Genomic DNA, 22,340 nt, shown 5'->3' with positions numbered 1-22,340 from the left:
GCTCGGCACACAACTGATTGGCGTTACCCACCCAATCCGATCTGACACAGATCCAATTGTAGGAGCCGGCTTGCTGGCGATGACGGCGGGAAATCCAGCGAAGATCTCTCGGCCATCATCGCCGGCAAGCCGGCTCCTACAGGGTTTTTCGTTTGCCGTGGTTATTCGGCGATCAACCAATCCATCTGCCACCCACCCTGGGTTTGTCCCAACTTCTTGGACAACCACGGCAGCAGCTCACGCAACTCCTCTTCCAGCCCCCACGGCGGGTTCGCGATCGCCAACCCGGAACCGTTCAGACTGTTCGGCGTATCCAGCGGATGCACCAGCAACTCCACCCGCAATAACTTCGGCGCGCCCGTGCCGGCCAGATCCTGATAGAAACGACGCAACATGCGCTGGTCCTTCACCGGGTACCAGATCGCCGCCACGGTTTGACGCATCCGGCCAATCGCTTCTTTCAGCGACGCCGCGCAACGCTGCATCTCATCGAGCTGTTCAAACGGCGGATCAATCAACATCACCGCGCGCTTCTCCTGCACCGGCAACATCGCACGCGGCACATGCCAGCCTTCGCCGAGGTGAACCTTCACCCGACGGTCGCCAGCCATGTTGTCCTTGAGCAACACACCGTCTTCGGGGTGTTTCTCGTTGAGCATCACCCGGTCCTGCGGCCGCGTCAGACGGCGCGCCAGCTCCGGCGACCCCGGGTAATAGCGCAACTGGCCATCCGGGTTCATGTCGTGCAGCACCTTCATGTAATCGGCGGTCAGTTCCGGCAGATCCGGCTGATCCCACAACCGCGCGATGCCTTCCAGGTACTCACCGGTACGGCTCGCCTGATCGCCTTGCAGGTCATACAGACCAATGCCGGCGTGAGTGTCGAGATAGGCAAACGGCTGCTCCTTGCGCGACATCAGGGCGATGAGGCGGGTCAAGGTCAGGTGTTTGAACACATCGGCGTGATTGCCGGCATGGAAGGCGTGACGATAATTCATGATTGCTCCTGCGAAGGCCGGGAAGTTTACCTTGTACCGAGGCGAACGTCAGGGCTTCGCGGCTGAGCGGGCATTCGCTCCTTCAATCGCAACCACGTCCCCCCGTCGAAACCGCCGACGGCTGCGATTTTTTGATCTTGCTCATGTGGCGAGCAACATCAAGTCACATATTGCCGAAGACCTGCCATCGTGGCGCTTACACATGAATGCGAAGATCGGACCGGCCTGATACCCCTAAAATGGAGATTTACATGGGACGGAAAATGATTGGTATCGGTGCGCCCACCTCAACCGGCGGCTCGGTACTGGAAGGGAATGTCGGTATCAACATCGATAGCGCCGTAAGCACCTCGTCCATTGGACACTTGGCAAGTTGCCCAGCCTGCAGCAAAGGAAAAGGCCCTATCGTCGCGGTCGGGCCCAGAACCATTACGTTACCGGCCGGATTGGTTGCCCTGGAAGGTGATTACGTTGCCTGCGGCTGCCCTCCACAATCCAACAAGGTGATGTTCGCTCAGTCATCTGTATATGGAGGAGCCGAACACAACAAAGCAGATTTTTCAGGCATCACTGCCGCGCTCAATCGTCCCAAGACCATCACTGATATTTCCTTGTCCTATGGCGATGCGCAGGTGCCTGTTGAGTCAGTTTCCCGGTTTTACACCGACTTGAATATTCATGTAAAAACCTCGGGTTATTTTCCCGGCGAGACGGTTACCGTCAACATTAGCGGCCCCACCGAAAAAGCGTTGACCGGGATAGTCGGAGCCAAAGGCATAGCCATCATTCCAAACGCATTTGGAAGCGAAATTATTGACATGGAAGGGGAAGCATAATGGCTCAAGTTGTCATCAGTTCCGGCGGGGTGTCTTCCAACATTTCGGTTAAACGGCCTCGTTTCAGCACTTTATGGAACGCATATGCAGAAGTGGGTCATAAAGGCTCACTGGAGGTTTATGGACTTGTCGGCGGCGGAGTCGAAGCGGCAAGAGTGGAAAAGCCTGATGCTTATGCGAATGCCTGCGCCTTGAGGATAAGCAGAGCCTTTAACTATGGCGGATACAAAATCCCCAAAGGCACGATCATAAAAAACCAGCCCATCTATCGATTGAGTGGAGCGGACCAACTCCCCTACATCATGAAGGTGGTCGATTTCCTCGCTTTTCTTAGACATAACTGGGGCGAACCCGACCATATTTTGACGCAAAGTAATTCAAATTTTATAAATGGCAAAAAAGGCGTCATTGTCATGGAGATCACCGGATGGAGCGACGCATCAGGCCACGCTACCCTTTGGAACGGGAGCGTGACCGGTGACGACAGTGACTACCATAGGCAAGACAGCCACACCTATGACAATCCGAGGGTAAAGCTGGAAAAAATAAACTTTTGGGAGTTGAAAGGATGACACGCTCGCAGTTAATTGTGCTGGCACTACTATTGGTTTCAGGGCGAGCCATATCTGCTGAAATCAGTATCGATAAGGCTCGAGAAACGCTTAAAAATTATGGGTTGGCCAACTGTATTTCCGGCCAATTCAAGGACGAGTCAGAAATCAAATCGGATATAGGACTCGCGATTGGCGCCTACTCGTCGATGGGAAAAGGTCAGCATCTGATCGTTCAAAACGAGGACACCCTCGAGGTCACGCATGACCCCTACGCAGAAACCGAGAAATACATGCGTAATGCCTACGCAAGGACCTCATCCGTCAGCAAGCACTCCGATAAAAAAATGGTTTTTTATGGTTGTCTAGAGGTTTACAACTCCGTGGAATTCAACGCATTCGTCAAATCTCAGGATCAGTACCTGCCAAAGTAGGTCATCAAAAAATCATCCGGACGATCCTTCCCACAATTAAGCCGGAAGGATCCCCCCTTTACCGATGCTACGACAGCGCCTTCAACCGCCGCCCCAACACGTCCAGCACATCACACCCGTCCCGCAACGGAATGGCGCAGAGCAGGGCAAAGTCACTGAGGATGAAGGACTGGCACTCGATAGAACCACGCATCGACAGGTTTTCGAGCACTTGGGTGACAGCGCGGATTCGATAGCTGGCGGCGTCGTATAAAACGTCGAGTGGTGCGAGGGTATCGACGAACAAGGTGGGCATGTCGTCGCAGTTACTGGTCAGAGCCATGAAACGGCTTTTGGGTGGAGGAGTTGGTTTTTCGTAGGGTGGATCGGGGTGAAGATTAGTCATTTTTAAACCTCTGGTAAGAAGGGAAGCTACCATCGGCCTTCCTACAGGCTTGGGTGGCAGCTATACGCGGGGTAGGAATATCGAGACCAGAGAACTCGACCACGCCGAAGCATGCCCGCGCAGAGCCGCCGTAACTGATCTTACGGACGCACGTTGCCGGCCGCAAATACAGGTATCGACGCCAAAGCGTCCTCTCTAGTCTTGAAGGGTTCCTACACCCTGCCACTGAATTTTCAGTGACCACCAGAGACTATCGATGGAACGCACTTCCCACCAGTTCATGCAAACCGCTACAACTTGAAGGAAACTTCCGACGACCTTGCCCAGAAATTTCGCAGCCTGTAAGACCGCCTTCGCGGGCAAGCCTCGCTCCTACAGAATCGAGGCACACCGCCAAAAATGGGAACAACCCCAATCCTGTAGGAGCGAGGCTTGCCCGCGAAAAGGCCGGAACAAACACTGCGAAATTTTGCACCTCTCGCTACAGGAATAGCCTTTCACCAGGTTGAAAAGTCCTCCTGACTCGCCTTGTACAAATCTTCGACCCAAGCTTCGGATAATTTAACGTAAACATCTTCAAAAAACGCCTTGGGATCTTTCATTTCATCCCAGCCAGGAGGAAGTAATGAAGGCGATATCGGATCATGCTCAAATACCTCAGCAAAAACTTTCGAATCTCCATCAAGAGCCTCTCCCAACATAAAAAACAAAACAAACTTATGTCGATAGCTCAATCCAGCGAAGCGCTTCACTACAAACCGAGATATTAAAAACTCTCTATCTGAAGGACAGCCAGGATCGTACTCCGACAACTCAACCCCAAGACTCTCCTCGCGATCATATATATCGAACCCACCAAGAAAGTGCCCTAAGCTTGGATTATATGGAATATCAAGAAAAGGATGCATCAACATTTAAACTTTCTCTATCGGGTAAAGCGCTATAGGCTGCAACGTCTCAAAATCGAATTTCATCTCAAATGCATTCATCTTCGGAATGTAACGCGGATTGGCCGGATCTAAAGCATTAGGCTCATATCCACGCCCTATATTTTCAGCTTCCATTCGCACTACCAAGTTCCCTTTACTATCCTCCCCGGTAAAACGTGACATATTTCTGGCCTCCCTTGTAATCGCCTCATTGTATGCATTTAACTGCGCTTCATAGCTTAAAAATTTTGAACTGGGAACGGCTCTCCATTTCTTGCTTTCACCATGAAGCTCGCCAGCAATGGTTTTCTGCTCAGCAGCGGAGACCAAACTTTTCGCCCCACCATTTCTAGGACCTCGCACCACAGCCATCCTTTCTTTCCATTTACTAAAAACACTAACTTTCATAAACTTGCCAATCAACATAATCACTATTTTTTTCAAATGCCTCACCTCCAAAACAAATATCTATCTTACCGAACGAAACTTCAATAACGCTGAAAACTCAAATACCATTTAACATATATAAACAATAATCCAACACAATCCCCTCCTCTAAGATTATCAACGACCATTAACCCACGCGCACAGCTAAGCGGATCCGCTCTATAGCTAAAGCATACCGAAAACATGTTCCAACCAAGCCAGACCAGCGGGCGCAAAAAGTGAACGGATTTATTTTCTACTCTTATTACTAGCAAAAACACCTTCGAAGCTAGCAGCAAAAATATGTCCGTCCCCTTTGCTGCTACAGAAATTTCGCAGCCTGTAAGACCGCATTCGCGGGCAAGCCTCGCTCCTACAGAATCGAGGCACGCATCCTAAAATCGGAACGACTCCAATACTGTAGGAGCGAGGCTTGCCCGCGAATTGAGCGCGAAGCGGTCATAAAATCTATCTGCCTCAGAGATAGCGGGCCTTACCAGGTTGATTGATCTTCAAGACTGGCGCCCAAAACGGAACAAATTTTAATTTTTATCAGTTTTGTTATCAAATTTGCTAGCAATATGACGCAACCATAATTCGCCAGACTCCCATACGTTCCAGTAGCAGTAGTAACAGCTCAGCTCTTTCAATAGATAATCCCTTAACTCCACTTCGCCCTTCCGCTGATCAAGCAGAAAATTGAGCTCTTCCCGGACCAACATTAAATCCCCGGGGTCAGTGTCAGCTATAAAAGCATCTATAACTTGCTCAGCCGCCCCGTGCTCGACCGTCCAATCCTGATGAAAGTACGCGCCAAAAAAATCGTGCAACTCGGAACAGTGTACGACCATATCTATTAATCAAGATAAATTTCTAAATTGAAAACCAAACTCATCTCACTCACCAAAAACATTAACAACATGATTTAACCATGCCTCCCCTGACGCCCATTCGTGCCAGTAACAGTAACAACAAGACATGTTTTTTAGCAGAAACTCTCTTAGCTCAGGCTCAACCATATGCATTTCTAACAACATTGTGATTTCCCGCTTTACCTCTGCAATCGTCTCTGCTGTTGAATCATTTACGAAAGATCGGACAATATCATCCGCCAATTCGGATTCGCACATCCAGTCCTCGTTAAAGTAGGCACCCAAAAATTGAAAAAGCTGCGAATACGAATTATCGGTCACTTGCATACCCCGTTAATATTATGTAGCCAGACGGCGAATTTCTCGCTTTCTGAAGTATTAATTTTACAACCGTCAATGGCTCCAGCGCCCCACTGCGCCGAACAACCCCAACACCTGCCTGCGCAGGCATTGGTTGTGTAATCACGAGCTTCCGTGCATTACCTTTCATAAAATCATCAATTACCTTTTTATTCCCCCCCATGACATTTGAGACAGTGGCCTCTGCGGCAGCCCTGCTAGGAAACGTCGAAGCAATGGGTATATGCGGCTCAGCCCTGAGCCTGTCCCGCAATTGTGCTTCGGTCCTATCAATATGTTTCGCAATGAGATGCCCACCGCGCGCCTCGTGTGCCGCCAACCCCCCACCCGGAACAATTTCGCTGTACGGCCCATCAACATCCAAATCGCCAGGACAAGCGGTACAAGCCAACCCCAGCGGATCAACCCACCCCGTCGGATTCAGCGCGTACCGATACCCGTTCAGCCCACCCGCCAACTTGACCGGATCCGGCGTCAGGTACCGCCCCACCTCCGGATCATAGTACCGATGCCGGTTGTAGTGCAGGCCGCTCTCGCCATCGAAGTACTGCCCTTGAAACCGCAGCGGCTGCTCAAGTTGCTCGCCCCCACCGAACGCCAACCGCGTGACTTTTCCGTAGGCGTTGTACTTCGCCGACCAGACAATCTCGCCACCAAAATCGGTCAGTTCCTGCGGAGTACCAAGGTGATCAAGCTGGTAGTAAAACGGGCAAGCCTTGCGCGGGCCTTTGCCGTCGAGCATGGCCAATGGGCGGAAGGTGCCCGGTTCGTAAACATAGCTGCGGTAGTGTTCGCGACTGCTTTCAGCGACGAGGTTGTCGCCCTGCCAGAAGAACTCGGTGGTTTTACCGTCGACGGTTTTAGCGATGCGTCGGCCGAAGGCGTCGTAGCGGTAACTCGCGCAACGTCCGTCCGGGGTCGTGACGCTAACCAAGCGATGCTGGCAGTCGTAGGCATATTCGGTGACGAGTTTTTGCCCGGTGCCGCGACGTTCGCGGATGAGGTTGCCGAAGGCGTCGTAGTCGTAATGGCGGTCGCCTTGCATGAGCAGGCGATTGCCTTTTACGGCAGCCACACCGGGGCGGTTTTGCATCAGCAGGTTGCCGGCCGGGTCGTGGGCGAAGCTTTCCGGTGGGTCGTCGCGGGTGTGGCGCACGCGGGTCAGGCGGTTGAGGGCGTCGTAGTAATAACTGCGCTGGCCGTGGCGGCTGTCGGCGACGGTCGCCAGGTTGCCGTTGACCGCGTAGGTGTAGTGGCGCAGGTACAGCGGCCGGGTTTGTTGATTGATCGCGTGCGCTTGCAGGCGGCCCTGTTCGTCGTAGTGGTAGCGGCTGGTGAGCTGGCCTTGTTGGCGCTGTTGTTCGCGGCCAAACGTGAATTGGTGGGTGGTGAGCGGCGCGCCGTTGAGGTCGATGGCGGTCAGCGCGCCACCCTTGGCGTGGTGGTAATCGAGCTTGCTGCCGTCCGGCAGGCGCATGCGGTTGAGTTGGCCACAGGCGTCGTATCCGTAGCGCAAGGTGCCCCAGCCTTGGTGCTCGGTGATCAAACGGTCTTGTCGGTCGTACTCGAATTCCAGTGGATGATCGTGACCGTCGTCGACGCTGATCAGTCGGCCGAGGTCGTCGTAGCGGTATTTGACCTTGATGTCGTCGGGCAGCGTTTTGACCAGCAGCCGCCCTGCCGAATCTCGCTCATAAGCGGTAACCCGCTGCGAGCCGTCGTCGCCGAACTCGGTTTTTTCCAGCAGGTTTCCATTGAGGTCGTAGGTGTACGCCGTGCGCTGGCCATCGAACCCGGTTTCCTGTCGGATCAATCCACCGGGCGTGTAGTCCAGGCGATATTGTTCGCCGGACTCGTTTTCGATTTCTGTGAGCAGCAGCTGCGCGTTGTCGTAGCGATAGCTGAGCTGCGTGCCGTCGGGATTGATCCGGCGGCTGACCAGATGCAAACCATCGACGTATTCGTAGCGGGTAACGAGGCCAAGCTCGTCGCGTTCGGCGGTGATTTTTCCGTAGGCGTTGTAGCTGAAGGCGCGCGTAGTCCCCGTAGGAAGTGTCGTCTGAACCAATCGCCCAACGGCGTCCCACCCGTAGTGAGTGAGCGATCCGTGTTCATCCTGATCGGTAATCCGTCGACCCAGCGCGTCGTAGGAAAATCGCCGCAACCCACCGTCCGGCAAAGTTTCTTCAACCAGTTGCCCTAAAGCATTGCGGACGAAGAGATGGCGACTGCTATCCGGGTAACGGATCGACAGCAACTGGCCTTTTTCATCGTAGTGATAATGGGTGACATGGCCGTCGGGGTCGGTCGCTTCGGTGATGTCGCCCTGAGCGTTGCGCTGATATTTCCAGACCGCTTTGCCGCGATACCGGGCATGCAGGAAACCGTTGCGATACTCGTAGGACGTGGGCTCGTCTTCCGGCGGAATCAGCGCCACCAAGCGTCCGACTTCGTCGTAGTGGTACTCGGTAACGGCGCCGAGCGGATCCTGTTCGGCAATCAATCGACCTTTATCGTCGTAGGCTTTGAGGTGTTCGCCGCCATCCAGCTCGACCTTGCGCACCAGTCGCGCCCGGTCGTCATGCTGGTAAACCTCTTCGCTGCCGTCGATGTTGTGGACGGTGACACTGCCCTCGTCATCCCAGACATAGCGCGCTTCCATCTGCGCAAACGACGCCCAATGCCGGACGCATCGCGTAGCCTTGCCGGACCTTTCCCACTCCCAGAAGAAACTCGCCCCACCGGCCAGTTGCCGCTGCTGGATGACGTGCTGGTCGTCGTAGTCGTAGCGCTCGCTTTCCCCGGCGGCGTTGGTCGCTTCGATCAGTCGACCGCGCTCGTCGTAGCGGTAACTGACCAGTGTCTGTTCGGTTATCCAGGCTTCATCCGACGTGTCTGCCGGGACAAAACGCTGGTAGTCGACGGCAATCAAATGGTGCTGGTCGTAGCGCAACAACAAGGCGCGACCGGCGCCGTTGTCGAGGCGCTGGATACGGTCGCGGCGGTCGTGAGTGATGCGCAACCGGTTGTCGTAACCGTCGCTGATCGCAGCCAATCGACCGTTGATGAAATGATAGAAACGCGTGTCGTCGCCGGCCTGGGCGAGGATCAGCTCTTCCGGAGCGTCGCCCAGGTAAATCGCTGCACGCGAGAGGCTGTTGTGGATCGCCGGGCGCTCATTGCCAGGCAGCGGAAAGGTGGTGCGACGGTTTTCGTGGTCGATCCAGACGACGCCATCGCCATCGATTTCCAGTCGGTGCGCAAGGCTGTGACTCCAGCCGAAACCGAGGCCGCAATCAATCTCGACGGCGCTGGTGCGATAGAGCCGCGTGAAGTCGAATGGCAGGATGCCATTCAGTGAACCGTCGGTGAGGGTCAGCAGTTCTTCACCGGTGACCATCGACACCGGGCATTTGTTGGTGGCGGTTTTATCGGCGGCATCGGCGCTGTCGCCGTTGGGGTTTGTTGCCTGTTTCGAAGCGTCGTCGTGGTGTTCGTTTTGTTTGAGCGTGGTATTGCGTCTGGCGTCCCAACGCAGGTGCAATCCGCCTTTTTTCACACCCGCTGCCACGCCCCGTGCGGCGACCTTTTTGTACTGGTCGACGTAGGTCATGAAGTTGTTGATGAGGGTGAAAATCGCTTTGACGAAACCCTGCACGGCGCTGACGATACGGGCCCCGTAGCTGGCGAGACGCATACCCAGGTAGGCGATGCCCGCCCCCGCACCGGCGAAGGTCAGGACCACGCCAATTAGAATGTCGATGAGCAACTGAACCACCACCGTCGACAGTGCTTCGGCGGTTTTTCCAGCGATCTCGCTGGGCGGCAACATCTCCAGCCAGAGGCTGGCGGTTCGCAACAACAAACACAGCGCCGCTTCGTCACTGGCCAGCAGTTGGACCTTGGCCATGACGTCCGGAGCGGTTTTGGCGAGCTTGGCCAGTTCATCCGCACTGCTACCCAATCGCTCAACGAACTTGCCGGGATCCTGGAGAATGTCCGAGAGCAGGCTGATGCTGTCCCACACACCAATGACCGCCGCCCAACTTCCCGCCAGCAGGCCATTACCCGCAGCGGCAAACGCTGACTGCGACCACTGCGGCTTGAAGCCTTGCCACTCAATTCGCAGCCAGTCTTCCAGCTGTCCGGTCAGGCCGTCGTAAGACTTGAAAAGCTCATCAACCTGATCCGAAGTCACCGCGCTGTGGACATGCACGCGGTAGAACTTCCCGGCAATGCCCCTGAATTGTCCCTTGCCGTTTTCATCGAGCGTGACGGTGTTTTTTTCGCCGCCATCAACAGCAATCACATCAACATCAATGTTCCCCAGCGGAACGTCATAAACCGATTCGAACTTGCTCTCGATCTGCAGAATTCCGTTTAGCGGACACTGCGCAACACTGGAGAAAAAGTCGTCATCACTGCGGCTCACCGATGTAGTGGTGTTGCCCAGTTTGATCTGCCGGTCCATGTCCATCAGCGAGGGCAGGTCCATTGCCCGGCTGACCTTGTCGGCGTTACGACTTAAAAAGCCCTTGAGTTGCTGGCGATACACACTCAGCGTGTCCTTGAAACCTTCGAGCTCCTGCTCGATCCGTACGATCTGATCCATCAGTCCAGCTCCATCGACAGGTAATCCACCAAGGCTGATTTCGGGGCTGGCGGCAGGCCCGGCTCTTCCAGAAAGATCGCGACTTTGTGCCGCAACACGCTTTCGGAAAATGCCTCGAAAAGATCAGGACGGTCCTCGCTCAACCACGTGAGCAAGTTGTTCAGCCGAGTGGTGTTTGAGTGTTCACAGAGGTGCTTCAACAGCGTTGTGGAGATTTCCCACCATGGAAAAACCCTGGCGGTTTTCAGTGCAGTTCCACCGATGTCGAGCGGCTGACCATTGATCAGGCACCGCCCCACGACCGGCAGCAGTTGAGTGACATCGACTTCGGCCGACTGAAGAATCGGCAGCAAGTAATGCCCGTCCCAAAAGCGGAAAAACACCGCGTTGCCATTGGGCAAAAACACTTGCGTGAGGCTGCGCAGATGTTCGATCAACACGTCTTGAGGCGAAGAGGAAACTGCCAGCCAACCCCAATCGCGAGACTCGGTAGTGGCGACCCAATCCAGAAACTCACTGTCAGCAGCGACGATTCCGACATAGGGCATGACCGGTTCCCACTCGGCATAAGCGGTGTCGGCCCAGATCGGGCTCGGCGCATGCAACGGACTTGATCTCTGCCAGGCGTTGAACGGCTCAGCGGAACTGGCATTGCCGAACACTGCGAACAACTGCTCGGAAGGCTCGAGTGGTTGGCGCTCCAGCCAAGTGAGGGGTGACAAGCACTCAGGCTGCACAGACACCACCCTTGCAGCGTTCACATTCTTCGCAGAATGGGGCGTCGCTTTTCAGGGTCAGAATCTGTGCTGTGCTGAGTGCCAGAAGTGTTCGTTGAGTGGTCGCGGCGTCCATGGCCGGCATCGGTGCACCGCCCAGTTCAATCGGAACGCTGCTGAAGATCCCGGCGGGGCCGATGTTGATCCAGTGGCCACCCGCCTGGATGGTCGCGCTTGCGCCGCCATCGATGACAATTTGCTGGCCGGCGCTGGCGTGAAATTGCCCGCTCGCCTTGAGGGTCTGGTTGCTGACGGTGATGGAGCGGTCACCGTGAACGTGCAGGTTATCGTTGGCACCAATCACCGCACTGCGCTGATTTCCGACCTGGACGTGCAGGTCGTTCAACACGTGTTGAGTCCAGTTTCGCTGGGCCCGCAGGTAGATTTCCTCGGCGCCTTTGCGATCCTCGATGCGTAATTCGCTGTAACCACCGCCACCGGGACTACTTTGGCTGCGGAAAATGCTGCGGGTTTTGTCGGCGGGCAGATTCAGCGATATCGAGTTGGCGCCATTGGGTACGCAGCCCATGACCATCGGTTTATCGACGTCGGCATCGAGGAACCCCACCAACACTTCCATGCCGACCCGAGGAATCAGTGCGACGCCGTAGCCGTCATGCGCCCAGCCGGTGGCGACGCGCAACCAGCAACTGGAATGTTCATTGCGCTTTGCGTCACGATCCCAGGCGAGCTGAACCTTGACGCGGCCGTACTCGTCGCAGTGGATTTCACTGTCGGTCGGGCCAGTGACTACGGCGGTCTGATAACCGGTGAAAGAGGGTTTCCCGATCAGGGGTGGGCGAAACGAAACATCCCACGGCGTCGCCAGAAAGGTATTGCGATAGCCCTGGAAATCATCCGCCCCGTCGCTGCTGACTGACTCTTCGAGCACTTGCGGCTGACGGCCATGGTGTTCGATTTTGGTGATCAGCCACAGGTCATTCCAGGCCTGGCGTGGATGTTCCGACAACGCCAGGAAGTGGCCTGCCACCAAAGCGGGCTCATCGCTGCGACCTTCAGCCTGACGGTAGTCCGCGTTGTGGCGCTCCAGTGTTCGTTGAGCCAGCGCCCTGCCAGATTCGCGATCCGTGAACTGGCCAGGAAAGTGATAATCCTCAAGCGTCGGCAGTTGCCCGTTGTCGCTTCGGCTTTCAAGTTGCAGCCCGGGTTTATGGAAGTCGTAGTCGCGACGGGCTACCGAAGTGGTGCGGGTTTCCAGCCGCACGTTGAAGCGATTGATCGCAGGCGCGTCGGCCGCCATTCCCGTGTCAGGCGAGAAAAGTGTCGGTTTGTCGATCAGGGGGAAAACCGTCTGGTCATCACCAAACACCAGCAAATGCCCGTCAGGGCTGTGCTGAAAGTGGTAGTGAATGCCGATCTCGGCGCACAACCGCTGGATGAACGCCAGATCGCTTTCCGCGTATTGCACGCAGTACTCGCGATCGGGGTAATCGCTGCCGAGCTGAAAGGCGAACGCATCGCGCTGGATGCCATGATCCTCAAGGATTTGCGCAATGATCACCGGCACGCTTTTGTGCTGGAAAATCCGCTGATTGATGCGCTGGTCGAGGTAGGTCAAACGCGGGAGCAGGCTGACTTGATAGCGCGTCAGACGCTTACCGGAATCGCCCTGGCCAACCCGAAAAATCTGACCGTGTATACCGCTGCCGTGTGTATCGAAACTCAGAAATGCCTGACGATGCAGAAGGCTTTCGAGCTCGATGTCCGGCCGTTCACTGACCAGTTCCAGATCAAAGCGGTAAGGCTGGCTGATGGCTTCCTTGCCGGTGAACTCAAGCACCTTGAGGTCATGCTGGTCACCGTCGACGGTCAGCGTGAAACGCGGTTGATTAGCAAGAGCGAACATCCGATGTGTCTCTGCAGAGTGAAGGCGGGCGATTCTGCATGAGCGGCAAGGGGTGTTGACGAAGGGACAGGAAACTCAGATTTGTCGTGCTTTTTTAAAGATTCTTCCTTCAAAAATCGGGATGTTTGGCTACAGACATTCCTTTCAAAACCACCACTGCCCTCCTGTGGGAGCGAGCCTGCTCGCGATGGTGTGTCAGTCGAAACCTCTTTGGCTGACACACCATCGCGAGCAGGCTCGCTCCCACAGAGGGATTTTCTAACGCCCAATAAAAACGGCCCGCCTCCAAAGGAAGCGGGCCGTTTTCATGTTCGGCGAAAGGGTTGAGCCTCAGCTCATCCCGATCACTTGTTCAGGCGGAAATCAGCCTCGGCAGCAGCGAAACGCTGCAGCATGCCGTGCGTCGGCGCGCCCAGTTTGCTGACGATGTAGATCGCCAGGCTGGCGAAGATGAAACCAGGGATGATTTCGTACAGGCCCAGCAGTTCGAAGTGTTTCCACACGATCACGGTGATCGCGCCGACCAGGATGCCAGCCAGTGCGCCGTTACGGGTCATGTCTTTCCAGATCACGGAGATCAGGACCACTGGACCGAACGCAGCACCGAAACCGGCCCAAGCGTAGCTGACCAGACCCAGCACACGGTTTTCCGGGTTGGCGGCCAATGCGATGGCGATCAGGGCAACCAGCAGCACCATGGCGCGGCCGACCCAGACCAGTTCCACCTGGGAAGCCGATTTACGCAGGAAGGTTTTGTAGAAGTCTTCGGTCAGGGCGCTCGAGCACACCAGCAACTGGCAGCTCAGGGTACTCATCACCGCAGCCAGAATGGCCGACAGCAAAATACCGGCGATCCATGGGTTGAACAGGATTTTGGCCAGTTCGATGAACACGCGCTCGTGGTTTTCGCTGACGGGCATCGCCACGGCAGGGTTGGCCGAGAAGTAGGCAATACCGAAAAAGCCTACAGCCACGGTGCCGCCCAGGCACAGGATCATCCAGGTCATGGAAATGCGACGGGCATTGGCGATCGACTTGACCGAATCCGCCGCCATGAAACGCGCCAGGATGTGCGGTTGGCCGAAGTAGCCCAGGCCCCAGCCCATCAGCGAGATGATGCCGATGAAGGTGGTGTTTTTCAGCATGTCGAAGTTGGCTGGATCTTGCGCTTCGATGGCCAGGAACGCGGTATCGACGCCGCCGGTCGCCAGCAACACGATGATCGGCGTGAGGATCAGGGCGAAGATCATCAGCGTGGCTTGTACGGTGTCAGTCCAGCTGACTGCCAGGAAACCACCGACGAAGGTGTAGGCAATCGTCGCCGCAGCACCGGCCCACAGCGCGGTCTCGTAGGACATGCCGAAGGTGCTTTCGAACAGACGGGCGCCAGCGACGATGCCGGACGCGCAGTAGATGGTGAAGAACACCAGGATCACAACCGCCGAGATGATCCGCAGCAGGCCGCTTTTGTCTTCGAAACGGCTGGAGAAGTAGTCCGGCAGCGTCAGCGCATCGCCGTTGTGCTCGGTCTGCACGCGCAGACGGCCGGCGACGAACAGCCAGTTCAGGTAAGCACCGACGATCAGACCGATGGCGATCCAGCTTTCGGACAGACCGGACATGTAGATGGCGCCCGGCAGACCCATCAACAACCAGCCGCTCATGTCGGAGGCGCCAGCGGACAATGCAGTCACGACGCTGCCAAGGCTGCGACCGCCCAGAATGTAGTCAGAAAGGTTGTTGGTGGAGCGATAGGCCATGAAGCCGATCAGCACCATTGCTGCGATGTAGATCACGAACGTGATCAGGGTTGGATTGCTAACGCTCATTAAGTGATGCCCTGGCTTTGTTTTTATGTAGCGGCAGAGTGTGAAAACGCCGACAAACGACAATGTTTGATCAAACGATTTGCGGGTCCGCGCATTTAGGACTGATGTTTCCCCAGGAAAGCCATCAGCCGGTGCACCTGTCTTTTTAACCGGTTGCACCTTGGGCGCGAATCCTATTCAACAACGCAAATAAGGTGCAACCCATTTTTTGAGAATAAGTTGCACCTAGTCGGATTTAGCTTGAAAAGCTCTGTTTTTGCTCCCTTTTAGAGCAGTCATGAGCGTTTACTAGAAGCAAAAGCACCAAGCAGGAGCGGTACGTTCGTACCGGAATTTAATTCCTGACGAGCTGCCTATTATTCCGACAAAAAAAGGGTTGCACCCGGTTGCACCTCAGAGAGCGCGCAGCTAATCTTGCCGCCAGCTGATGCCACGCGGTCGTGGCAAACATGAGGATAAAAATATGGCTACCACCACCCTTGGGGTCAAACTTGACGACCCGACCCGCGAGCGCCTCAAGGCCGCCGCGACTTCGATTGATCGCACGCCGCACTGGCTGATCAAGCAGGCAATTTTCAATTACCTGGAAAAACTCGAGGGTGGTGCAACCCTGACCGAGCTCAACGGCCTGACGGCCAAAGAAGCTGACGACAGTGGCGACGTCCATGTCGACCACGCGCACCAGTGCTTCCTTGAGTTCGCCGAAAGCATCTTGCCGCAATCGGTGTTGCGCGCCGCCATTACCGCTGCTTACCGTCGTCCTGAGCCGGAAGTGGTGCCGATGCTGATCGAACAGGCGCGCCTGCCGGTTGCCATGGCTGACGCCACCAACAAGCTCGCTGCCTCGATTGCCGAGAAACTGCGCAATCAGAAGAGCGCCGGTGGCCGTGCCGGAATTGTTCAGGGCCTGTTGCAGGAATTTTCCCTGTCGTCCCAGGAAGGCGTGGCACTGATGTGCCTGGCCGAAGCGCTGTTGCGCATCCCGGACAAGGGCACTCGTGACGCACTGATCCGCGACAAAATCAGCACCGGTAACTGGCAGCCACACTTGGGCAACAGCCCGTCGCTGTTCGTCAACGCCGCAACCTGGGGCTTGCTGCTGACCGGCAAACTGGTCGCCACCCATAATGAAGCGGGTTTGACTTCGTCCCTGAGCCGCATCATCGGCAAGAGCGGCGAGCCGATGATCCGCAAGGGCGTCGACATGGCCATGCGCCTGATGGGCGAGCAGTTCGTCACCGGCGAAACCATCGCCGAAGCCCTGGCCAACGCGAGCAAGTTCGAAGCCAAGGGTTTCCGTTATTCCTACGACATGCTCGGTGAAGCAGCCCTCACGGAGCACGACGCGCAGAAGTACCTCGCGTCGTACGAACAAGCCATCCACTCGATCGGCAAAGCGTCCCACGGTCGTGGGATTTATGAAGGCCCGGGCATTTCCATCAAGCTGTCGGCACTGCACCCGCGTTACAGCCGTGCGCAGTACGAGCGTGTGATGGACGAGTTGTACCCGCGCCTGTTGTCGCTGACCCTGCTGGCCAAGCAATACGACATCGGCCTGAACATCGACGCCGAAGAAGCCGACCGCCTTGAGCTGTCGCTGGATCTGCTGGAGCGCCTGTGCTTCGAGCCGCAACTGACCGGCTGGAACGGCATCGGTTTCGTGATCCAGGCTTACCAGAAGCGTTGCCCGTACGTGATCGATTACGTGATCGACCTGGCTCGCCGCAGCCGTCATCGCCTGATGATCCGCCTGGTGAAAGGCGCGTACTGGGACAGCGAAATCAAGCGCGCCCAGGTCGAAGGCCTGGAAGGCTATCCGGTCTACACCCGCAAGGTGTACACCGACGTTTCCTACATCGCTTGCGCCCGCAAATTGTTGTCGGTGCCGGAAGTCATCTACCCGCAATTCGCCACACACAACGCCCACACTCTGTCGGCCATTTACCACATCGCCGGTCAGAACTATTACCCGGGCCAGTACGAGTTCCAGTGCCTGCACGGCATGGGCGAACCGCTGTACGAACAGGTTGTAGGTAAAGTTTCCGAAGGCAAGCTGAACCGTCCATGCCGCGTGTACGCACCGGTCGGGACTCACGAAACGCTGCTGGCGTACCTGGTACGTCGTCTGCTGGAAAACGGCGCGAACACCTCGTTCGTGAACCGTATCGCCGACCAGTCCATTTCGATTCAGGAGCTGGTGGCCGATCCAGTGGCCAGCATCGAGCAGATGGCGACGCTGGAAGGCGGCTTCGGCCTGCCGCACCCGCGCATCCCGCTGCCGCGCGATCTTTATGGTGCCGAGCGTGCCAACTCCAGCGGCATCGACATGGCCAACGAACATCGCCTGGCTTCGCTGTCGTGCGCTCTGCTGGCCACTGCTCACAACCACTGGAAAGCCGCGCCGATGCTCGGTTGCGTCTCCAGCACCGAAACCCCTGCGCCTGTTCTGAACCCGTCCGATTTGCGTGACGTGGTCGGTCACGTACAGGAAGCGAATGTCGAAGACGTCGACAACGCGATCCAGTGCGCCCTGAACGCTGCACCGATCTGGCAGGCCACCCCGCCGGCCGAACGTGCTGCGATTCTGGAACGTGCCGCCGATTTGATGGAAGGCGAGATCCAGCCGCTGATGGGCCTGTTGGCTCGCGAAGCCGGCAAGACCTTCGCCAACGCCATCGCCGAAGTGCGTGAGGCCGTGGACTTCCTGCGTTATTACGCGGTGCAGGCTCGCAACGATTTCACCAACGACGCCCACCGCCCATTGGGCCCGGTGGTGTGCATCAGCCCGTGGAACTTCCCGCTGGCAATCTTCAGCGGTCAGGTTGCCGCTGCATTGGCCGCCGGTAACCCGGTACTGGCCAAGCCTGCGGAACAAACCCCACTGGTCGCCGCCCAGGCCGTGCGCCTGATGCTCGAAGCCGGGATTCCGGAAGGCGTGCTGCAACTGCTGCCGGGCCGTGGCGAAACCGTGGGTGCCCGTCTGGTCGGTGACGATCGGGTCAAAGGCGTGATGTTCACTGGTTCCACCGAAGTCGCTCGTTTGCTGCAACGCAACGTCGCTGGCCGCCTGGATGCACAGGGCCGTCCGATTCCGCTGATCGCTGAAACCGGCGGCCAGAACGCGATGATCGTCGACTCCTCGGCACTGACCGAACAAGTCGTGATCGACGTGGTGTCGTCGGCCTTCGACAGCGCCGGTCAACGTTGCTCGGCTCTGCGTGTACTTTGCTTGCAGGAAGATTCCGCTGACCGTGTCATCGAAATGCTCAAGGGCGCCATGGCTGAATGCCGTCTCGGCAACCCTGAGCGCCTGTCCGTGGACATCGGCCCGGTGATCGACGCCGAAGCCAAGGCGGGCATCGAGAAGCACATCCAGGCCATGCGCGACAAAGGTCGCAACGTGTACCAGGTGGCCATCGCCAACAGCGAAGAAGTCAAACGCGGCACCTTCGTGATGCCGACGCTGATCGAGCTGGAAAGCTTCGATGAGCTGCAACGCGAAATCTTTGGTCCGGTGCTGCACGTGGTGCGCTACAAGCGCAAAGACATCGACCAGTTGATCGGCCAGATCAACGCTTCCGGCTACGGCCTGACGCTGGGCGTGCATACGCGCATCGACGAGACCATCGCCAAGGTGATCGACAACGTCAATGCCGGTAACGTCTATGTGAACCGCAACATCGTTGGTGCTGTGGTTGGCGTGCAACCGTTCGGTGGCGAAGGCCTGTCGGGCACCGGCCCGAAAGCCGGTGGTCCGTTGTACCTGTACCGCCTGCTGTCGACGCGTCCTGCCGATGCAATCGAACAATCCTTCGCTCGTGGCGACGCCGCCACTGCACCGGATGTTCGTCTGCGCGATGCCATGAGCAAACCGCTGACCGCCCTGCAAACCTGGGCCGACAGCAACAAGTTTGCCGACCTGAGCGCCTTGTGCGTGCAGTTCGCAGCGCAATCGCAAAGCGGCATCACCCGTGTTCTGGCAGGCCCGACCGGCGAGCGCAACAGCTACGCCATTCTGCCGCGTGAGCACGTGCTGTCCCTGGCCGAAGCTGAAGGCGACCTGCTGACGCAACTGGCGGCGGTATTGGCTGTCGGCGGCTCAGCGGTATGGCCGGAAGCTGACCTGACCAAAGCCTTGTTCGCACGCCTGCCGAAGGAAGTTCAGGCGCGTATCAAGCTGGTTGCCGACTGGAACAAGGACGAAGTGGTGTTTGATGCGGTTCTGCATCACGGCCATTCCGATCAGTTGCGTGCGGTGTGCCAGCAAGTGGCCAAGCGTGCCGGGGCGATTGTCGGGGTTCACGGGTTGTCGCTGGGCGAGACCAATATTGCGTTGGAGCGCTTGGTGATCGAGCGAGCGTTGAGCGTTAACACCGCTGCGGCGGGTGGTAATGCGAGCTTGATGACCATCGGCTAAAACCGATAAGCCGGGCTGCCGCAATAGCCGCCCGGTACGCAATACCCCCTGTGGGAGCGAGCCTGCTCGCGATAGCGGTGTGTCATCCGACACATGTATTGGATGAAACACCGCAATCGCGAGCAGGCTCGCTCCCACATTTGTTTTGTGGTGCCTGTTAAGTCGTCGCTCTGCCCTACCATCACGCTCATCAATCATCCTGTTCAGCCTCTATTCCCACGCCTAGACTCGGTCCATTCCAAAAAAAGGTAGGCCGCCATGTCCGAGACGTTGCTCAGTTCCCGCAATCTGGCTTTCGAGCTGTATGAAGTCCTCGACGCCGAAGGCCTGACCCAGCGTGAGCGTTTCGCCGAGCACAATCGCGAGACCTTCGAAGCCGCCATCGGCACCGCTCGCAGCATTGCCGAGAAGTTTTTCGCCCCGCACAACCGCAAGGGCGACGAGAACGAGCCGCGCTATGAGAACGGTCAGGCGATTCTGATTCCGGAAGTGAAACCGGCGGTGGATGCCTTCCTCGAAGCCGGTTTCCTCAACGCCGCGCGCAGTTTCGACGCCGGTGGCATGCAACTTCCTACGCTGTTGTCCCAGGCGTGTTTCGCGCACTTCCAGTCAGCCAACGCGGCCTCGACTTCGTACCCGTTCCTGACCATGGGTGCGGCGAACCTGATCGAAAGCTTCGGCACTGAAGAACAGAAGCAGCGCTTCCTGCAACCGATGATCGACGGCCGCTTCTTCGGCACCATGGCCCTGACCGAGCCCCATGCCGGTTCGTCGTTGTCGGATATTCGCACACGCGCCGAGCCTGCTTCTGACGACACCTATCGACTCAAGGGCAACAAGATCTTCATCTCCGGCGGCGATCACCCGTTGTCGGAAAACATCGTGCACATGGTGCTGGCCAAGTTGCCGGATGCACCGGCCGGGGTGAAAGGCATTTCGCTGTTTATCGTGCCCAAGTTTCTGGTCAACGATGACGGCAGCCTCGGCAAGCGCAACGACGTGTTGCTGGCCGGGCTGTTCCACAAGATGGGCTGGCGCGGCACGACGTCCACGGCGCTGAATTTCGGTGATAACGGTGAGTGCGTCGGTTATCTGGTGGGCAAGCCGCACCACGGTTTGAGCTACATGTTCCAGATGATGAACGAAGCGCGAATCGGCGTCGGCATGGGCGCGGTGATGCTCGGTTACGCCGGCTACCTGTATTCGCTGGAGTACGCCCGCGAGCGCCCGCAAGGCCGCGTGCCGGACAGCAAAGACCCGAACACCGCGCCGGTGGCGATCATTCAGCACGCCGACGTCAAACGCATGTTGCTCACGCAAAAAGCCTACGTCGAAGGCTCGTTCGATCTTGGGTTGTATGCGGCACGATTGTTCGATGACACCACGACGCTTGCGACCGAAGCCGAGCGCAAACAGGCGCATGAGCTGCTGGATTTGCTGACGCCAATCGTCAAATCCTGGCCGTCGGAGTTTTGCCTGAAGGCCAACGAACTGGCGATCCAGATTCTCGGCGGCCACGGTTACACCCGCGAATACCCGGTTGAGCAGTATTACCGCGACAACCGTCTGAACCCGATTCACGAAGGCACCCACGGCATTCAGTCACTGGACTTGCTGGGCCGCAAACTGGCGCAGAACGGTGGTGCGGGACTGAAACAATTGATCCGCCTGATCGCCGACACTGCCGAGCGGGCGCAAGCGTACGAATCGTTGAATGCGCTGCGTGAACCGCTGGAGAAATTGGTGGCCCGCCTGCAAACCGTAACCCTCGGTTTGCTGACCGACCTGGCTCAAGGCAAGGTCAACAGCAGCCTGGCGAATTCGGCGCTGTACTTGAAGGTGTTTGGGCACACAGTGATTGGCTGGCGCTGGCTGGAGCAGGCGATTCGCGCCGAAGAAGGGTTGACCAAGGGGAATGCGGCGGATGTGAGCTTCTATAAAGGCAAGCTGCAGGCGGCGCGGTATTTCCTGACCTGGGAAGTACCGGGTTGCCACCATGAATTGGCGATTCTTGAGGCTCGGGATGATGTGTGTTTGAACATGCAGGATGAGTGGTTCTGAGCAACTGATTCAGTGCAGAGTATTGGTAATGCATTGAGTGTTCATTTTGAAACACGCCAACTCTGCACTCGACACACCTGTTATTTCTGACAGCTGTGTAATCAAGGCAGCTCCGATAGGCTGGATTCCCGACGTCACACTATTTGTCGGCAACGACGGACATCACCCTGTCCGTCGGTCCTCCTATTTGAGAGAGCATGATGAATACGCCAAACACACTTGCAGACAAAACAATCAAACTCCCAGGACTTGTCAGCCGTGACTATTGCGTTCTGGCATCCATTTCAGCTGGGCCTGGAAGAGCGGGAACGATTTGGACCGATTCCAAAGGGATTGAATACATCGTCCTCGACAAGAATTATCACAGGCCGTCAAACGAACAGTCCCTTATCACTATTGAGATGGTTTCCGTTGGCGCCACCGGTGAGAAGAAAGCTTCGGAGAGTACTGAAACAACGGCTGTCGGTATGATGGAAATCGTTTCGCCCGACGAGCGATATGAGTGGGACTACCTCGTCGGGTACAAGGACTACGAGGCCATGTCTGCCAACGAGTGGCTAAGCGTTGTCTATGGCTTCCCTGCCGCAGAACGCACACCAAAAATAGACCCTTATATACGGCTCACCCACGACCAATTCATTCTGGCCACCAGAGTGGGTGACAAGGTAAGAGGTAGTCGCAACAGCACCGTCACAGGCAAAGAGTATCGCTGGCAAATCGATAACGGCTATCGCGTAACCGTCAAAACAGAGGGTGATACCCAAATTGGTAATCGGTTGTTTAACCGCGATGACATGTTCAGATCAATGACCAGTGGCGACACCTATATCGATGAACAACAACGTTCTTGGGTCGTGAGAGAGAAACGGGTTTTTTATATCGATACCGTCAATGGTGCAGAGGTATACGGGAAAGAGCTTTTGGTCTCGTCATTCGTTTCTGACTGATCATCAGCGCCCCGAGAGCGCACAAACTATCGTCGCGCTC

Annotated in this window: 16 protein-coding genes; 6 read left to right on the top strand and 10 right to left on the bottom strand. The window is 56.7% G+C overall.

The features are described 5' to 3' along the window. Positions 1-161: 161 nt before the first annotated feature. Positions 162-998 (bottom strand): 23S rRNA (adenine(2030)-N(6))-methyltransferase RlmJ, encoded by an 837-nt coding sequence (locus J4E42_RS04545; RefSeq protein WP_008025084.1) that lies wholly within the window; start codon positions 996-998, stop codon positions 162-164. A gap of 251 nt (positions 999-1,249) precedes the next feature. On the opposite strand from J4E42_RS04545, the gene J4E42_RS04540 reads away from it, so the two are divergent. From J4E42_RS04540 to J4E42_RS04530, 3 genes are read left to right on the top strand one after another with little or no spacing between them, the layout of a single operon-like run. Then, positions 1,250-1,834, top strand: coding sequence for a PAAR domain-containing protein (locus tag J4E42_RS04540; protein WP_008042052.1), 585 nt, complete (start codon positions 1,250-1,252; stop codon positions 1,832-1,834). Beyond that, complete coding sequence (locus tag J4E42_RS04535; protein ID WP_008042051.1) at positions 1,834-2,406, top strand: type VI secretion system amidase effector protein Tae4; 573 nt, start codon at positions 1,834-1,836, stop codon at positions 2,404-2,406. Before J4E42_RS04540 ends, J4E42_RS04535 begins: the two co-directional genes overlap by 1 nt. Then, the gene (locus tag J4E42_RS04530) at positions 2,403-2,819 is read left to right on the top strand and encodes a hypothetical protein (RefSeq protein WP_008042050.1); all 417 of its coding nucleotides are present in this window, start codon (positions 2,403-2,405) and stop codon (positions 2,817-2,819) included. The genes J4E42_RS04535 and J4E42_RS04530 overlap by 4 nt, the downstream gene beginning before the upstream one ends. Before the next feature lie 67 nt (positions 2,820-2,886). Here the strand turns inward: J4E42_RS04530 and J4E42_RS04525 are convergent, their stop codons facing one another. From J4E42_RS04525 to putP, 9 genes are all read right to left on the bottom strand, one after another. Further along, entirely contained in the window at positions 2,887-3,204 is a 318-nt protein-coding gene (locus J4E42_RS04525) for a hypothetical protein (protein WP_008042049.1), read from the bottom strand. Between the two features lie 497 nt (positions 3,205-3,701). Beyond that, the gene (locus J4E42_RS04520; protein WP_207284707.1) at positions 3,702-4,118 is read right to left on the bottom strand and encodes a hypothetical protein; all 417 of its coding nucleotides are present in this window, start codon (positions 4,116-4,118) and stop codon (positions 3,702-3,704) included. Beyond that, positions 4,119-4,577 (bottom strand): hypothetical protein, encoded by a 459-nt coding sequence (locus J4E42_RS29405; RefSeq protein ID WP_259331661.1) that lies wholly within the window; start codon positions 4,575-4,577, stop codon positions 4,119-4,121. 524 nt (positions 4,578-5,101) lie between these two features. Continuing rightward, on the bottom strand, positions 5,102-5,410 hold the full coding sequence (locus tag J4E42_RS04510) for a contact-dependent growth inhibition system immunity protein (RefSeq protein WP_207284706.1): 309 nt from the start codon (positions 5,408-5,410) through the stop codon (positions 5,102-5,104). Between the two features lie 45 nt (positions 5,411-5,455). Continuing rightward, positions 5,456-5,752: a contact-dependent growth inhibition system immunity protein gene (locus tag J4E42_RS04505; protein ID WP_207284705.1), complete on the bottom strand. Its 297-nt coding sequence runs from the start codon at positions 5,750-5,752 to the stop codon at positions 5,456-5,458. Further along, positions 5,742-10,403 (bottom strand): RHS repeat-associated core domain-containing protein, encoded by a 4,662-nt coding sequence (locus J4E42_RS04500; protein ID WP_207284704.1) that lies wholly within the window; start codon positions 10,401-10,403, stop codon positions 5,742-5,744. The genes J4E42_RS04505 and J4E42_RS04500 overlap by 11 nt, the downstream gene beginning before the upstream one ends. Then, positions 10,403-11,140, bottom strand: coding sequence for a DUF4123 domain-containing protein (locus J4E42_RS04495; protein WP_207284703.1), 738 nt, complete (start codon positions 11,138-11,140; stop codon positions 10,403-10,405). Before J4E42_RS04495 ends, J4E42_RS04500 begins: the two co-directional genes overlap by 1 nt. Then, a complete protein-coding gene (locus J4E42_RS04490) occupies positions 11,130-13,046 on the bottom strand; it encodes a type VI secretion system tip protein VgrG (RefSeq protein ID WP_008042045.1) in 1,917 nt (638 codons plus the stop codon). The genes J4E42_RS04495 and J4E42_RS04490 overlap by 11 nt, the downstream gene beginning before the upstream one ends. Before the next feature lie 344 nt (positions 13,047-13,390). After that, positions 13,391-14,875 carry a sodium/proline symporter PutP gene (gene putP / locus J4E42_RS04485; protein WP_008042044.1) on the bottom strand — a complete coding sequence of 495 codons (1,485 nt, stop codon included), beginning with the start codon at positions 14,873-14,875 and terminating at the stop codon, positions 13,391-13,393. 463 nt (positions 14,876-15,338) lie between these two features. Here putP and putA point away from each other — a divergent pair, with 463 nt between their 5' ends. The 3 genes from putA to J4E42_RS04470 all read left to right on the top strand — a co-directional run bounded on the left by putA (position 15,339) and on the right by J4E42_RS04470 (position 22,300). Then, complete coding sequence (gene putA / locus J4E42_RS04480) at positions 15,339-19,292, top strand: trifunctional transcriptional regulator/proline dehydrogenase/L-glutamate gamma-semialdehyde dehydrogenase (protein WP_008025099.1); 3,954 nt, start codon at positions 15,339-15,341, stop codon at positions 19,290-19,292. A 258-nt stretch (positions 19,293-19,550) separates the two neighbouring features. After that, positions 19,551-21,353, top strand: a complete 1,803-nt coding sequence (locus tag J4E42_RS04475) for an acyl-CoA dehydrogenase (protein ID WP_207284702.1) — start codon at positions 19,551-19,553, stop codon at positions 21,351-21,353. Positions 21,354-21,553: 200 nt separating this feature from the next. Further along, complete coding sequence (locus J4E42_RS04470; RefSeq protein ID WP_207284701.1) at positions 21,554-22,300, top strand: hypothetical protein; 747 nt, start codon at positions 21,554-21,556, stop codon at positions 22,298-22,300. Positions 22,301-22,340: the final 40 nt, after the last annotated feature.

This window comes from Pseudomonas sp. FW300-N2A2 (genome assembly GCF_017351735.1).
Lineage (GTDB): Bacteria > Pseudomonadota > Gammaproteobacteria > Pseudomonadales > Pseudomonadaceae > Aquipseudomonas > Aquipseudomonas migulae.
Note: the sequence above shows the minus strand (reverse complement) of the source record. Positions and strands in the feature narration are given on the sequence as shown.